Below are 14,671 nucleotides of genomic sequence, written 5' to 3' on the forward strand. Positions count from 1 at the left end.
TTATATCTTTCATAGAATTTCGAGGTGTTTGCAGGTGAATCGCCGGTTCCGTCATTCGCTGCCGACCATGCTGGCCTCGCTACGCGCGGCGGGCGAGGAAACGCGCCTGCGGATCCTGGCGCTGCTGGCGGAAGGCGAGCTCTCGGTTTCGGACCTGACCGACATCCTCGGCCAGTCGCAGCCGCGCATCTCGCGGCATCTCAAGTTGATGGCGGAGGCGGGCTTGTTGCGCCGCTCACGCGAGGGAGCCTTCGCCTTCTTCCGTCTCGACGATGCGACGCCGGGCGGCGCGCTCGCGCTCTCGCTGGCGCGGGATCTCGATTCCGCCGACCCGGTCCTGGCGGCCGATCGTGAGCGGCTCGCTGCGGTGCGCGCGACCCGCTCTGCCGCCGCCCAGTCCTATTTCGCCAATGTCGCGCGCGAATGGGATCAGTTGCGCTCGCTACACGTCTCCGATGCAGCGGTCGAGGCGGCGGTCGAGGCTGCGGTCGGCGAGCAGCCGTTGCAGGCGCTGCTCGATCTCGGCACCGGCACCGGGCGCATGCTGGAGCGGCTGGCGCCAAAGGCGGCGCGGGCGGTCGGCGTCGATGCAAGCCACGCCATGCTGGCGGTGGCGCGGGCCAATCTGGAGAAAGCCGGGCTGTCGCGGGTCGAGCTCCGGCAGGGCGACATCTATGCGCTGCCCTTCGCGCGCGGCTCCTTCGACCTCGTGATCGTCCATCAGGTCCTGCATTTCCTCGACGACCCGGCTCGTGCGCTGCGCGAGGCGGCGGCGCTGCTCGCCCCGGGCGGGCGGCTGATCCTGGTCGATTTCGCGCCGCACGAGATGGAATTCCTGCGCACCGAGCACGCCCATCGCCGCCTCGGCTTCGAGAAGGACGAGATCCTCGCCTGGTTCGCCGAAGCCGGCCTCGAATGCGATCTCGCCGAGGAGATCACGGCCGCCGATGGTGGAAGCGGCCAGCTCGGTGTCATGCTCTGGCGCGGCCGCGACCGGCGCCTCCAGGGCGATTTCCCCCTTCGTCAGTTCGATCGTGAGGTTGCGTGATGAACGCTTTCCGCCCCAGCCGGCACGGCTCGCGCCGCCCGCGCGTCTCCTTCGAGTTCTTCCCGCCGAAGAACGAGGAGATGGAGGTCAGCCTCTGGGAGAGCGTGCGTCGGCTCGAGCCGCTAGGCCCGGCCTTCGTCTCGGTGACCTATGGCGCCGGAGGTTCGACGCGCGAGCGCACGCACAACACCGTCAAGCGCATGGTCGACGAGACCGGTTTGAAGCCGGCAGCGCATCTGACCTGCGTCTCGGCCTCCTGCGAGGAGGTCGATGATGTGATCCGCGCCTATTGGGCCGCCGGAGTGCGCCATATCGTGGCGTTGCGCGGCGATCCTGCCGGCGGGCTCGGCACGGTCTACGAGCCGCATCCGCAGGGCTATCACCAGACCTCGGACCTCGTCGCCGGCATTCGCAAAGTCGGTGATTTCGAGGTCACGGTTTCGGCCTATCCGGAAAAGCACCCGGAAGCGGCCTCGCTCGATGCCGACATCGACGCGCTGAAGAAGAAGGTCGATGCCGGCGCGACGCGGGCGATCAGCCAGTTCTTCTTCGATAACGATGTCTATTTCCGCTATCTCGACAAGGTTCGCGCTCGCGGCATCGAGATCCCGATCCTGCCGGGCATCGTGCCGGTGCAGAACTTCCGGCAGACGGCCGGCTTCGCCCGCAAGACCGGGGCGAGCGTGCCGCAATGGCTGGCTGATCGCTTCGAGGGGCTCGAGGACGATCCGGCGACGCGTCGGCTCGTCGCCGCCGCCGTCTGCGCCGAGCAGGTGCTCGACCTGGTCGATCGCGGCGTCTCGGACCTGCACTTCTACACGATGAACAAGGCCGATCTGGTCTATGCGATCTGCCATCTCGTCGGCCTGAAGCCGGAGAAGGTGCAGGCGCAGCAGGTGGCGGCGGAGTGAGGTCGATTTCGTCGCCCTATATTAGAGGGGTGACAAGCAGGGATGATGTCATATGGCTGAGCCTGACGACCTGATCCTCCCGCTCCTGCGGGAGATGCGCGCGGAGAATGCGGCTTTCCGCGAGGAGGTCCGTACCGACCTGACGGAGATCAAGAAGCGCCTCGAGAATGTCAGGCAGGCGGCGTTTGGCGAATCCGTCCTGGGCCGCTACGCCGCCGCAGAGGTCGAAGAGCGCATCGAAGCAATCGAGAAGCGCCTCGCCGCCCTCGAAGGCCAGCACTGAACCGCAATTCCTGTTTCCGCCTTCCGGTGAAAGCGTAGCAATGTCCGACTACAAGCCCACTCCCGCCGACGGCGCCGAGATCGACCGCGCCCTGCGCCAGGCCGCTTCGGAGCGCATCCTCGTGCTCGATGGCGCGATGGGCACGCAGATCCAGAATCTGAAGCTCTCCGAGGCCGATTTCCGCGGCGAGCGTTTCAAAGGCTGGAACCACGATCTCAAGGGCAATAACGACCTGATCGCGCTGACGCAGGCCGATGCGCTGCGCGACATCCATCTCGCCTATTACCGGGCCGGCGCCGACATCGTCGAGACCAACACCTTCTCGGGCACCTCGATCGCCCAGGCCGATTACGGCATGGAAGCGATCGTCTATGAGTTGAACGTCGAATGCGCTCGCATCGCCCGCGAGGCAGCCGAGATCGCTCGCAAGGAGGATGGCCGCCGCCGCTTCGTCGCCGGCGCTATTGGCCCGACCAACCGCACGCTCTCGATCTCGCCCGACGTCAACAATCCCGGCTTCCGAGCGGTCACCTTCGACCAGGTGCGCGATTCCTACGCCGAGCAGGTGCGCGGCCTGATCGACGGTGGCTCGGAGCTGCTGCTGATCGAGACGATCTTCGACACGCTCAACGCCAAGGCGGCGATCGTCGCGATCGAGGAGGTCTATCGCGAGCGGGGCATCCGCCTGCCGGTGATGATCTCCGGCACGATCACCGATCTTTCCGGCCGCACCCTGTCGGGCCAGACGGTCGAGGCGTTCTGGAACGCGGTGCGCCACGCCAATCCGCTGACCATCGGCCTCAACTGCGCGCTCGGCGCGCGCGAGATGCGCGCGCATATCAAGGACATGTCGCGCGTCGCCGGGACGCTGGTCTGCGCCTATCCGAATGCCGGCCTGCCCAATGAGTTCGGCCTCTATGACGAGCGCCCCGAGGCGACGGCGGCGATGCTCGCCGAATTCGCCGATGCCGGCTTCGTCAACATGGTCGGCGGCTGCTGCGGCACGACGCCCGGCCATATCCGCGCCATCGCCGAAGCCGTCGCCGGCAAGGCGCCGCGCACCGTGCCGGAGCCGAAGCCGTATCTCAGGCTTGCCGGCCTCGAGCCGTTCACGCTCGACGAGACCATCCCCTTCGTGAACGTCGGCGAGCGCACCAACGTCACCGGTTCGGCCAAGTTCCGCAAGCTCGTCACCAATGGCGATTATGCGGCGGCGCTTGATGTGGCGCGCGACCAGGTCGCCAATGGCGCGCAGGTCATCGACATCAACATGGATGAGGGCCTGCTCGATTCCGAGAAGGCGATGACCGAGTTCTGCAATCTGATCGCCTCGGAGCCGGACATCTCCCGCGTGCCGATCATGGTCGATTCCTCGAAATTCCATGTGATCGAGGCAGGCCTGAAGACCATCCAGGGCAAGCCGATCGTCAACTCGATCTCGATGAAGGAGGGCGAGGAAGCTTTCCTTGAGCACGCCCGCATCTGCCGGCAATACGGCGCGGCCGTCGTCGTCATGGCCTTCGACGAGACCGGCCAGGCCGACACCTATGAGCGCAAGATCGAGATCTGCACCCGCGCCTATAAGCTGCTGACCGAGGTCGCGGGCTTCCCGCCCGAGGACATCATCTTCGATCCGAACATCTTCGCGGTCGCGACCGGCATCGAGGAACACGACAACTACGGCAACGACTTCATCAACGCGACCCGCACTATCCGCGAGACGCTGCCGCACGCGCATATCTCGGGCGGTGTCTCGAACCTGTCCTTCTCGTTCCGCGGCAATGAGAAGGTCCGCGAAGCGATGCATTCGGTCTTCCTGTACCATTGCATCAAGGTCGGGATGGATATGGGGATCGTGAATGCCGGCCAGCTCGGCTCCTACGACGATCTCGATCCCGAATTGCGCGAGCTTTGCGAGGATGTCGTCCTCAACCGCCGCAAGGATGCGACCGAGCGGCTGCTCGATGCCGCGCCGCGCTTCAAGGGCGACGGCTCGGCGGCGGTTTCGGGCAAGGACCTCGCCTGGCGCGAGGCCGACGTTCACGAGCGTCTCAAGCACGCGCTCGTGAACGGCATCACCGAGTTCATCGATCGCGATACGGAAGAGGCGAGGGCGCAGGCGGAGAAGCCGCTTCATGTCATCGAGGGGCCGCTGATGGCCGGCATGAACGTGGTCGGCGACCTGTTCGGCGCCGGCAAGATGTTCCTGCCGCAGGTGGTGAAGTCGGCCCGGGTGATGAAGCAGGCCGTGGCCTACCTGATGCCGTTCATGGAGGAGGAGAAGCGCCTCAATGGCGGTGCCGAGCGCTCGGCGGCCGGCAAGGTGCTGATGGCGACGGTGAAAGGCGATGTCCATGACATCGGCAAGAACATCGTCGGCGTCGTGCTCCAGTGCAACAACTACGAGGTCATCGACCTCGGCGTGATGGTGCCGACGCAGAAGATCCTCGATACCGCACGCAAGGAGAAGGTCGACATCATCGGCCTCTCCGGTCTGATCACGCCCTCGCTCGACGAGATGGTCACGGTCGCCTCCGAGATGGAGCGCGAGGGCTTCGATATCCCGCTCCTGATCGGCGGCGCGACGACGAGCCGTGTCCACACGGCCGTGAAGATCCACCCTGCCTACAACCAGGGCCAGGCGGTCTATGTCACCGATGCCTCGCGCGCCGTCGGCGTCGTCTCCAGCCTGCTCTCGCAGGAGCAGAAGGGGCCTTACGTCGAGGGCCTCCAGGCCGAGTACGAGAAGGTCGCCGCCGCCCATCGCCGCTCCGAGGCCGACAAGCAGCGCCTGCCGCTCGCCAAGGCGCGCGCCAACGCCTTCAGGCCGGACTGGGCCGGCTACCAGCCGCCGAAGCCGACCTTCCTCGGCACCCGTGTGTTCCGCAGCTACGACCTCGCCGAGCTCGTGCCGCTGATCGACTGGACGCCGTTCTTCCAGACCTGGGAGCTGAAGGGCCGGTACCCTGCGATCCTCGAGGATGAGAAGCAGGGCGAGGCAGCGCGTGCGCTCTGGGAAGATGCGCAGGCAATGCTGAAGCGCGTCGTCGAGGAGCGCTGGTTCAACCCGAAGGCGGTGGTCGGCTTCTGGCCGGCGAATGCGGTCGGCGATGATATCCGGCTCTATACTGGCGAGAGCCGGCAAGAGAAACTCGCGACCTTCCACGGCCTGCGCCAGCAGCTCTCGAAGCGCGATGGCAAGCCGAACATGTGCATCTCCGACTTCGTCGCGCCGGAAGGCGGGGCGCCCGACTATATCGGGGCGTTCGTCGTGACCTCCGGGGCTGAGGAGGAGCGCATCTCGGAGCGCTTCGCCCGCGACAATGACGACTACCGCTCGATCATGGTCAAGGCGCTGGCCGACCGCATCGCCGAGGCCTTCGCCGAGCGCATGCACCAGCGCGTGCGCACGGAGTTCTGGGCCTATGCGCCGGACGAGAACTATTCGAACGAGGACCTGATCCGCGAGGAGTACCAGGGCATCCGCCCGGCGCCGGGCTATCCGGCCCAGCCCGACCATACCGAGAAGGCGACGCTGTTCGAGCTGCTGCAGGCGGAGCGCCGCGTCGGCGTCAAGCTGACCGAGAGTTTTGCGATGTGGCCGGGTTCCTCGGTCTCGGGCCTCTATCTCTCGCATCCCGACGCCTACTATTTCGGCGTCGCCAAGGTCGAGCGCGATCAGGTCGAGGACTATGCCGCGCGCAAGGGCATGGACATTCGTGAGGTCGAGCGCTGGTTGGCGCCGATCCTGAACTACGACACCAGTGCCTACAGGCTTGAGGCGGCCGAGTGATCAGCCACCTTGCTGCGCATGCGGCGAGGCGCTGTCATGGGGCGAGGAACTCCTCGGCGGCGAAATCGACGAAGGCCCGTAGTTTCGGCGAGGCGTAGCGGCTGGCGGGCCACATCACACTGAGTTTCGTCTGCACCTCGACATAGCTTTCGAGGATGCGGACGAGCGAGCCGCGTCGCAGGTGCTCAGCGACCGACAGATCGGGAACGCAGGCGATGCCGAGCCCGCTTTCGGCGAGGCCGATCTGCGCTTCGAGCGCGTTCGTTACGACGCTGGGCTGGATCTCAACCTGCACAGGCTCGCCCTGTCTGGACAAGGGCCATTGGTGGAGCTTGCCGGTGTTGGCGAAGCGGTAGACGAGGCAGGCATGCCGGGCGAGATCCTCGGGCTTCTCCGGCTTTCCCATCTGGCGGAAATAGTCCGGCGACCCGACGAGCGCCTGACGGAAATGGCCGAGCGTGCGGGTCATCAGCCGGGAATCCGCGTGCTCGCCGGTGCGGAGGACCACGTCGAAGCCTTCGCCGATGACGTCTACGACGCGGTCGGTGGAGTCGAGTTCAAGCTCGATCTGCGGATGGCGCCGCTTGAAGGCGGCGAGCTTCGCCATCGGGATCATGCTCATCGACGGCAGGCTGACGCGCAGCTTGCCTTGCGGGGTCGCCCGGCTGCGCGACAATTCGAGCTCCGCGGCTTCATATTCGCAAAGGATGCGCCGGCAGCGTTCGAGGAACATCGCCCCCTCCGGCGTCAGCGTGACGCTGCGGGTCGAGCGGTGGAACAGCCTCGCGCCGAGCCGCTCCTCCAGCCGCGCCACGGCCTTGCTGACGGCCGAGGCGGAGATGCCGAGCTTGCGGCCGGCTTCAGTGAAACCATCGGCATCGGCCGCATGCACAAAGGCGAAGAGCGCTCCGAGACTGTCCATGCGGTGGTCACCCGATCATGACGGAAATGTCCAAAGTGTCTTGAGTTGTGTCCTGTTTTTCGCCCATTGGGAACCAGCTACCTCAAGCGCCGACCCATCTTTAAAGGCGCTCTACTCATGACATCAGCGACGGACACGATATCGGCAGGCGCGCGCGAAATGCGGCTGCCCTTGGGCGGCTTGCTGGCGCTCGCCATGGCGGCCTTCATCACGCTTCTGACCGAAATCCTGCCATCGGGCCTGCTCCCGCAAATGGCTGCGAGCCTCGGACAGTCCGAGGCGCTGATCGGCCAGCTCGTCACCGCCTATGCGGTTGGCTCGCTCGTCTCCGCCATTCCCCTGACGATCGCCACGCAGAGCTGGCGGCGGCGGACGCTGCTGCTGCTCGCCATCTCCGGCTTCGCTGTCGTCAACACGGTGACAGCGATTTCCGACAGCTATGCTGTCACGCTCGTCGCGCGTTTCGTCGCGGGCATGAGTGCGGGCCTGCTCTGGGCGCTCGCGGCCGGCTATGCCGCGCGCATGGTGCCCGAGCATCTGCAGGGGCGCGCGATCGCCATTGCCATGGTCGGCGCGCCGCTCGCACTCTCGCTCGGCATTCCGGCGGGCACCTTCCTCGGCACCCTTGTGGGCTGGCGCTGGACCTTCGGCGTGATGAGCGGGCTGACGGTGCTCCTCGTCTTCTGGGTGCTGGCCAGCGTGCCCGATTTTCCCGGCCAGAAGCGGGGGCAGGAGTTCGGGCTGAGGGCGGTCTTCACGCTGCCGGGCGTCCGGCCGGTTCTGTTCGTGGTCTTCGCCTATGTGCTCGCCCACAACACGCTCTACACCTACATCGCGCCCTTCCTCGAGCCGGCCGGTATCAAGGACCGGACCGACATCGTGCTGCTGGTCTTCGGCCTCGCTTCTCTGCTCGGCATCTGGATCACCGGCGCCCTGATCGACCGCTGGCTGCGCGAATTGGTTCTCGCGAGCGTCGCGCTGTTCGGTCTTTCCGCATTGGCCCTCGGAATGGCGGGTACTGTGCCCGCGGTGATCTATGGCGCGGTCGCCGTCTGGGGGCTGGCCTTCGGCGGGGTCGGGACGCTGTTCCAGACGGCCTCCGCCAAGACAGCGGGCAACGCGGCCGATGTCGCCCAGTCGATGCTGGTGACGACCTGGAACCTCGCCATCGCCGGCGGCGGCATTCTGGGCGGCCTACTGCTGAGCGAGTTTGGCGTGACACCGTTCCCGTGGGTGCTGGCGGCGCTTCTGATCGCGACATTCGCGGTCGCATGGGGCGCAAGGAGTCATGGCTTTAGCGTCGCCAAGCTCGGCTAGTTGCGCTGCTGAAGGCCTGCTGTGCGTATTCGCGTATTGTACCGCTATTGCGGTGGCTTGGCTTCGCCTGCAGTCGCGACAAGAAAATCGAGCGGGAGAAAGCAAACAGGCCGCCCGTAGGCGGCCTGTCCACAACCCAGAGATGTCGGCCTGCTCAGGCAGGCATGGCGGCACCGAAAGCGCCGGCCTCGCGGGTTTGCGTGCTGGTTTCCGAGACCGGCACGACGCGCGAGACCGAACGACGCTCCGCGTCGATGCGCTCGATCAGGAAGTAGGCGCGTTCTGCCGAGCCGAGCAGCGCGAGGATTGCGCCGCGCTCCACCCAGGGCAATTCGGTGCCGAGGCGCAGGCAACGCTCGCGGTCGGCGGGCAGCGCGGCGATGCGCGGCTCCGCCTCCGCGGAGACGAGCGCAGCATCCTGCCCGGCCGGCACGATGGCGCGCATCGCCTCGGCGACCTGGTCGACGATGCTGTCGACGATCGCCCGGCCCGGCGCGCCGAAGGGCTGGCGTTCGATGCGGCGGGCGATCTGGTAGAGGGTCTCGCCCAGGCTCGCGGTGAAGTCCTCTTCCTCGATCAGGCTCGCGACGAGGTCGGCGCGGGCATAGGGCATCTCCGGCGTGAACATGCCGGAGGTGTAGGCGCGGATGTCGCGGTTGAGGATGTCGATCGCCGCGTAGTGCTCCTCGCTCTTTTGCGGCGCATCTGGCTTGTTGCGCGCGATGTCGAGGAAAAGCTGCGCCGCCTGGAGATAGCGTCCCGTTTCCTTCTGGATGTTGGCGACGGCCTGGCCGTGGTCGGTCGCCTTCGCGAGGAAGCGCGGGGTCGAATAATCCTCGATATCGTCGACCGACGACGCGCCGACGCGCGACAGGACGCGTTCGAACACGCCGACGAAGGGGAAGAGCAGGGCAGTGTTGAAGATGTTGAAGAAGGTCGAGTAGAGGCCGACCGCGACGGGTACGAGCGGGAAAGTTTCCTTGCCGTCCTTGATCACCGGCACGCCCGGATCACCCCCGAACCACTGCATCGCCCAGGCGAGAATGTCCATCGACACAAAGAAGAGCGGGATCGTGACGGCGACGCCGATCAGGTTGAAGGAGATATGGGCATAGGCTGCGCGCTTGGCGTTCTTGGACAGGTTGAGCGACGCCATCCAGGAGGTGATGGTGGTCCCAAGATCGGCGCCGAGCGAGAAGGCGACGGCGGTTTTCCAGTCGAGGATGCCGGCAGCGCCGAGGCCCATGACGATGCCGATGGTCGCCGAGGAGGAGTGGATCATCGCGGTGATGCCGGCGGCGATCAGCACACAGTAGATCAGGTTGAGATAGCTGTCGGCCCTGAGCGCGGAGATGACGCTCATCACCTCCGGCATGTTCCGAAGGGGGCGCAGGCCGCCGGTCATCAGGTTGAGGCCGTAGAAGATCAGCGCGAAGCCCATGCAGGCGAGCGCGATGTTCTTCACCTTATCGGTCTTGGCGAAGATGTGGAGCAGCGCGAAGATGCCGGCGAGCAGCAGCCCGAGCGGGCCTAGCGGCAGTGCGATCAGGCCGTTGCCGAGCGTCGTGCCGATATTGGCGCCCATGATGACCGAGATCGCGGGTCGCAAGCCGATCACGCCGGCATTGACGAGGCCGACGACCATCACGGTCATCGCGGTAGACGACTGGATGACGCCGGTGATGAAGGTGCCGGCCATGACGCCCTTCGCCGGGGTGCCGGCGATCCTGGCGAGCAGCGCCCGCATCTTGTTGACGGCGAGGTTCTGGATGCCGTTGCTCATGAATTCGAGGCCGAGCATGAAGATGCCCAGGCCACCGATCACAGGCACGATCACCTGCGTGAAAATATCGACTTGCATGCTCTCGACTCCGACAAGGGGGCGCGGTCGCGTCTGCGGCGGGTCGGCTCGTCACGGCGAGCGTTGGCACGCAGGCCCGTACTGGACGCGCGCGCTTCTCCGTACCGGTTTCCCCACCAAGCCGGCGGAGTCCTAGGCAGGTCGTACGACAGCCCGGTGACCAAGCGTCACAGCGCCAGCGATCCGCGCGGTCGCGGCGGTTCGAGACAGCCTGAAGGCGCTGGCTGTCGCGCGAGCGGCGGCCGGCATCGTCCAATCGCGTCGTCATTCCGGACGAGCCGCGAAGCGGCTGCGGCCGGAATAATGGCTCGCTTGATCGAAGGCTTCAGCCCTTCGCCGCGGCTTCCAGCCCGGCGATGTCGAGCTTGACCATCTTCAGCATCGCCTCGGCGACGCGCCTGGCCTTGGCGCGATCGGGGTCGCGCACCAGCTCGCCCAGCCGCTTCGGAACGATCTGCCAGCACAGTCCCCAGCGATCCCTGAGCCAGCCGCACTGCTCTACCATCCCGCCTTCGCCGAGCGAGGCCCAGAGACGGTCGATCTCGGCCTGCGTCTCGCATTCCACGACGATCGAGAAGGTGTGGTTGAAGGTGTCGGAGCGCCCGGCCTCGAAGGCCTGGTAGCGCTGGTCGCCGATGGTGAAGGTGGCGATCTTGACGCTTTCGGCCGGTCCGCTCGGCGATTCCGCCGGCAGGGTGCTGGCCCATTTGCGCCGAGAGTTCGGGATAAGCGAGGTGTAGAGGCTGATCGCGTCCTCCATGTCCTTATCGAACCAGAGATTCTGGACCACTTTCATCGCGCCTCTCCTTTCTGCGTCATCAGGCCCGACGATGGCCTGCCGATCCAAGGACGAGCGAGGCGCATTGGTTCCGACAGCGCGGCGGATTTTTCGGCTATAGGTTTGCCGGAGCGGCTGTCTGCCTGATCGCGCTGGATGACGGGTGTGGTCCACGCATCGTTGACGAGATCCGGCTCACTGGCGGGGCTCGCCAGCGTCGATCACGCCGATGTGCCGCAGCGAAACGGCAGCGAGGATGGTGAGCAAGGAAACGCCGAGCGCGCTGAGCAGCGCCGCGCTGCCGAACCCGGTCATGAAGGCCGCCTGCGCTGCTTCGATAAGGCCGGCGGGCAGCTCCGAGGCAACCGACGAGGCTGCCCACAGGCTGTCGCCGACCGCCTGGCGCGCCTCCTCGCCGAGACTTTCGGGCATGTGGTCGAGCACGGTCCGGCGATAGATCGCGGTTGCGAGGCTGCCGAGCACGGCAATGCCGAGCGATACGCCGAGATCCTGCACCGTTTCGGACATCGCCGATGCAGAACCGGCCTTTTCGGCTGGGGCGGACCCGACCACGAGGTCCGTGCCCAGCGCCGCGATCGTGCCGAGCCCCAGATAGGCCAATGAGAAGCCTGCGACGACGGTTGCTGCGCCGGAGGCACCGTTGCCCAGCTGGGCCAGCAGGAGATAGCCGACAACCGACAATCCCAGTGCGCCAGCCACCACAAAGCCGGGGCGGACATGCCTGGCCAACAGCGGCGCCGCCACGCCCGCGGCTACCATGGCGAGCGCCGGCGGCCCCATCCACAGGCCGGCGACGAGCGGGGAGAAGCCGGCGACGAGCTGCAGATACTGCGTCACCAGCAGCATCGTGCCGCCCACCGCGACGAGGCCGAAGAGCAGCACGATTAACGCGACACTGAAAGCTCTGTCGGCAAACAGGGAAACATCGAGCAGCGGATCGGCGAGACGCCGTTGGCGGCGCACGAACAGGGCGGCGAAGACGAGCCCGATCACGATCGGGCCGATCGAATAAAGATCAGGCCCAGCCTTGGCGACCTGCTTGATGCCATAGACAATCGGCAACATGGCGGCGAGGGAGAGGCCGACGCTTGCAAGGTCGAGCCGGCCGGCATACGGCGCGCGGTACTCGGGCAGCAGGACGGGTGCCAGCAGAAGCAGCAAGCCGACCACGGGGATGGCGATGAGGAAGGCCGAGCCCCACCAGAAATGCTCCAGCAGCACGCCGCCGACAACCGGCCCGAGCGCCATGCCGAACGCGAACATGGTCGCCCATATTCCAAAGCCGAGGGCGCGCTGCCGTGGGTCGGCAAACATGTTGGTGATGAGCGCCAGCGTCGAAGGCATCAGGGTCGCGCCGGCCACTCCGAGCAGCGCGCGGGCCGCGACCAGCATCAGGGCGCTCACGGAGAAGGCGGCCAGGACCGAGGCCAGTGCGAAGGCGGCTGCGCCCATCATCAGGAGCTTGCGGCGCCCGATACGATCGCCGAGCGTGCCCATGGTGATCAGGAAGCCTGCGATCATGAAGCCGTAGGCGTCCATGATCCAGAGCGCCTGCGTGCTCGTCGGCTGCAGATCGGCGGCAAGCGCCGGAAGCGCCAGATGAAGAAGCGTCAGGTCCAGCCCGAGCAGAATCGTCGGTAAGGCCAGCAAGGCGAGACCGAGCCATTCGCGAGCCCCTGCCGTCGCGGCCGGGGACAGGGCGGTTTCAACCGCGTTTCCGGAAAGTGGAAGATCGTGTCCGTCCCGAGAAGTCATGCTGCCTCCTTGTCGTGGAGGGACTTTCGAAGCAGTGACATCCTGTTACAATATTGGAAATTATCCTGTTACTAGAGGCAACAGCCTTTGTCTGACCGCAGCCTTGCCCGAACGCGATCCGACTTGTCCAACTTCCTGATGCGTCACAGGAAAAAGCTGACGCCGGTCGATGCCGGTTTGCCCTCGACCGGTCATCGCCGCACGCCCGGGCTGCGGAGAGAGGAGGTAGCTGCGATCGCGGGTGTAGGTCTCACCTGGTACACATGGTTCGAGCAGGGCCGCGACATTCAGGTTTCGGAGAGCTTCCTGCTCAAGGTGGCGAAGGCGCTGAAGCTGGACGATGCCGAGTGCGGCCACCTTTTCCTGCTGGCACACAGGCGACCGCCGCCGGCCGAAGCGCAGCAATGGCCCTCCATCAGCCCCCTCATCCAGAGCTTGCTGGACGAGCTTGCTGCGCGGCCCGCCTACGTCGCCAATTTGCGCTGGGACGTCGTGGCCTGGAACGCGAGCGCCAACGCGCTGTTCGGCTTCGCGGACCGCGAACGGCGCGAGCGGAACATCATGCGCCTCATCTTCGCCGATCCCGCACTGCGCCGGCGCCTTCCCGATTGGCGCGATGAAGCGCCGAAGTTGCTGGCGCAGTTCCGTTACGATCTCGCGACCGTTCCCGACGATCCGGCGATGCTCGCGCTCGTCGAGGAGTTGAAGACGCTATCGCCGGATTTCCGCCGATGGCTCCGGGAGCCGAGCACGGCAAGCTACGCCCGCGGCATCGCTGCGATCCGGGACCCGGGCGGCACCCAGCTCGGCTTCGCGCACGAGGTGCTGACCGTCGACGAATACAGGCACCTGAAGATGATCGTCTATTTTCGGCAGTAGCACCGGGACGGCGAAGGATCCCCTGGCCGGCGCCGTAACGAGAAAGCAGTCCAGAGCGGATATCTGCCGTTCAGCTCGATCCCTGGACCATGCGCAACGTCGCGGCGCTGGCCGTGCCTGTCGCCGGCTCCGCATTCCACACCGGATCGCCGTACAGGCGCAGGCGGTTCCTGCCCGCGGTCTTGGCGATGTAGAGGGCGGCATCGGCCTCGGCGAAGCGGCGCTCCGGATCGTGCAGCAGGCCGGGGCGCAGCATGGTCGCGCCGACCGAGGCGCTGATCTCGATCATGTTCTCGCGCCAGGCGACCGGGCGCGCCAGCGCCTTCTGCGCCTGCTCTAGGCGGTGGAGCAGATAGGGGCGGCCACCGGCCGAGCAGAGCAGCAGGGCGAATTCATCGCCGCCGATCCGGGCGACGATCGCAGCGTCGCTTAGGGAAGTCTCCAGCCGCATCGCGAGCTGCCGCAGGCATTCGTCGCCGGCGGCATGGCCGAAGCGGTCGTTGATCGGCTTCAGATTGTCGAGATCGACGATGGCGAGGACACCGAGCGCGCAGCCGTCGCCGAGGCTGCGGCGGAGATCCGAGAGCTGCATCTCGAAGGCACGGCGGTTGGCGAGGCCGGTCAGCGGGTCGCTGTAGGCGAGCCGGCGCAGGCCCTGCCACATATCCTTCTCGCGGGTGATGTCCTGCTTAGCGCCGTGGATGCGCACGGGCCGACCATGCTCGTGCGTGACCGAGGCGGAAAGGCGCATCCAGCGCTCGGCACCGGCGGCGTTGCGGATGCGGGCGTCCATAACGAAACTCTGGCCCGAGGTGATTAGCCGGCCGCGCAGGCGCTCCATCTCGGCGCGGGAGTCGTTGTGATAGAGGTCGACGGTCGAGGGACGATGCAGCGTGGAGCCGCGCGGCAGGCCGAAGAGATCGTAGACGCCGTCCGTCCAGCAGAGCTGCGTCGTCTTGAGGTCACATTCCCAGGCGCCGAGGCCTGCCAGCAGTGCTGCCTGATCGTAAAGGCGCCTGGCCTTTTCATCGGTGAGCAGATTGCGGGTCAACGACTTTCTCGCATGCATTGCCGCGGCAGGGCGTCGTTCCCCTTCGCGCTGT

11 protein-coding genes are annotated in these 14,671 nt (G+C 66.2%); 6 read left to right on the plus strand and 5 right to left on the minus strand.

What is annotated here, in order from left to right; genetic code table 11:
* Nucleotides 1–67 precede the first annotated feature (67 nt).
* The 4 genes from DK26_RS10755 to metH are packed head-to-tail and all read left to right on the plus strand — an operon-like array spanning nucleotide 68 to nucleotide 6,035.
* On the plus strand, nucleotides 68–1,048 hold the full coding sequence (locus DK26_RS10755) for a metalloregulator ArsR/SmtB family transcription factor (RefSeq protein ID WP_066472607.1): 981 nt from the start codon (nucleotides 68–70) through the stop codon (nucleotides 1,046–1,048).
* On the plus strand, nucleotides 1,048–1,959 hold the full coding sequence (gene metF / locus DK26_RS10760) for a methylenetetrahydrofolate reductase [NAD(P)H] (RefSeq protein WP_157089615.1): 912 nt from the start codon (nucleotides 1,048–1,050) through the stop codon (nucleotides 1,957–1,959). Before DK26_RS10755 ends, metF begins: the two co-directional genes overlap by 1 nt.
* A 52-nt stretch (nucleotides 1,960–2,011) precedes the next feature.
* Nucleotides 2,012–2,242: a hypothetical protein gene (locus DK26_RS10765; RefSeq protein WP_066471659.1), complete on the plus strand. Its 231-nt coding sequence runs from the start codon at nucleotides 2,012–2,014 to the stop codon at nucleotides 2,240–2,242.
* Nucleotides 2,243–2,282: 40 nt separating this feature from the next.
* The gene (gene metH / locus DK26_RS10770; RefSeq protein ID WP_066471660.1) at nucleotides 2,283–6,035 is read left to right on the plus strand and encodes a methionine synthase; all 3,753 of its coding nucleotides are present in this window, start codon (nucleotides 2,283–2,285) and stop codon (nucleotides 6,033–6,035) included.
* A gap of 34 nt (nucleotides 6,036–6,069) precedes the next feature.
* On the opposite strand, the gene DK26_RS10775 is transcribed toward metH, so the two are convergent.
* Nucleotides 6,070–6,957 (minus strand): LysR family transcriptional regulator, encoded by an 888-nt coding sequence (locus tag DK26_RS10775; RefSeq protein WP_066471662.1) that lies wholly within the window; start codon nucleotides 6,955–6,957, stop codon nucleotides 6,070–6,072.
* Between the two features lie 117 nt (nucleotides 6,958–7,074).
* Between DK26_RS10775 and DK26_RS10780 the strand changes: the two genes are divergently transcribed.
* Nucleotides 7,075–8,274 (plus strand): MFS transporter, encoded by a 1,200-nt coding sequence (locus DK26_RS10780; protein WP_066471664.1) that lies wholly within the window; start codon nucleotides 7,075–7,077, stop codon nucleotides 8,272–8,274.
* A 154-nt stretch (nucleotides 8,275–8,428) separates the two neighbouring features.
* Here the strand turns inward: DK26_RS10780 and DK26_RS10785 are convergent, their stop codons facing one another.
* From DK26_RS10785 to DK26_RS10795, 3 genes are all read right to left on the minus strand, one after another.
* Entirely contained in the window at nucleotides 8,429–10,135 is a 1,707-nt protein-coding gene (locus DK26_RS10785; RefSeq protein ID WP_066471666.1) for a Na/Pi symporter, read from the minus strand.
* A 325-nt stretch (nucleotides 10,136–10,460) separates the two neighbouring features.
* A complete protein-coding gene (locus DK26_RS10790; RefSeq protein WP_066471669.1) occupies nucleotides 10,461–10,931 on the minus strand; it encodes a VOC family protein in 471 nt (156 codons plus the stop codon).
* Between the two features lie 177 nt (nucleotides 10,932–11,108).
* Entirely contained in the window at nucleotides 11,109–12,689 is a 1,581-nt protein-coding gene (locus tag DK26_RS10795; protein ID WP_066471675.1) for an MFS transporter, read from the minus strand.
* A 123-nt stretch (nucleotides 12,690–12,812) separates the two neighbouring features.
* Here DK26_RS10795 and DK26_RS10800 point away from each other — a divergent pair, with 123 nt between their 5' ends.
* Nucleotides 12,813–13,568: a helix-turn-helix transcriptional regulator gene (locus DK26_RS10800; RefSeq protein ID WP_248309929.1), complete on the plus strand. Its 756-nt coding sequence runs from the start codon at nucleotides 12,813–12,815 to the stop codon at nucleotides 13,566–13,568.
* 70 nt (nucleotides 13,569–13,638) lie between these two features.
* On the opposite strand, the gene DK26_RS10805 is transcribed toward DK26_RS10800, so the two are convergent.
* The gene (locus tag DK26_RS10805) at nucleotides 13,639–14,619 is read right to left on the minus strand and encodes a diguanylate cyclase (RefSeq protein WP_066471678.1); all 981 of its coding nucleotides are present in this window, start codon (nucleotides 14,617–14,619) and stop codon (nucleotides 13,639–13,641) included.
* Between the last annotated feature and the right edge of the window lie 52 nt (nucleotides 14,620–14,671).

Origin of the sequence: Allobosea sp. WAO (assembly GCF_001509835.1) — a bacterium.
Classification (GTDB): domain Bacteria; phylum Pseudomonadota; class Alphaproteobacteria; order Rhizobiales; family Beijerinckiaceae; genus Allobosea.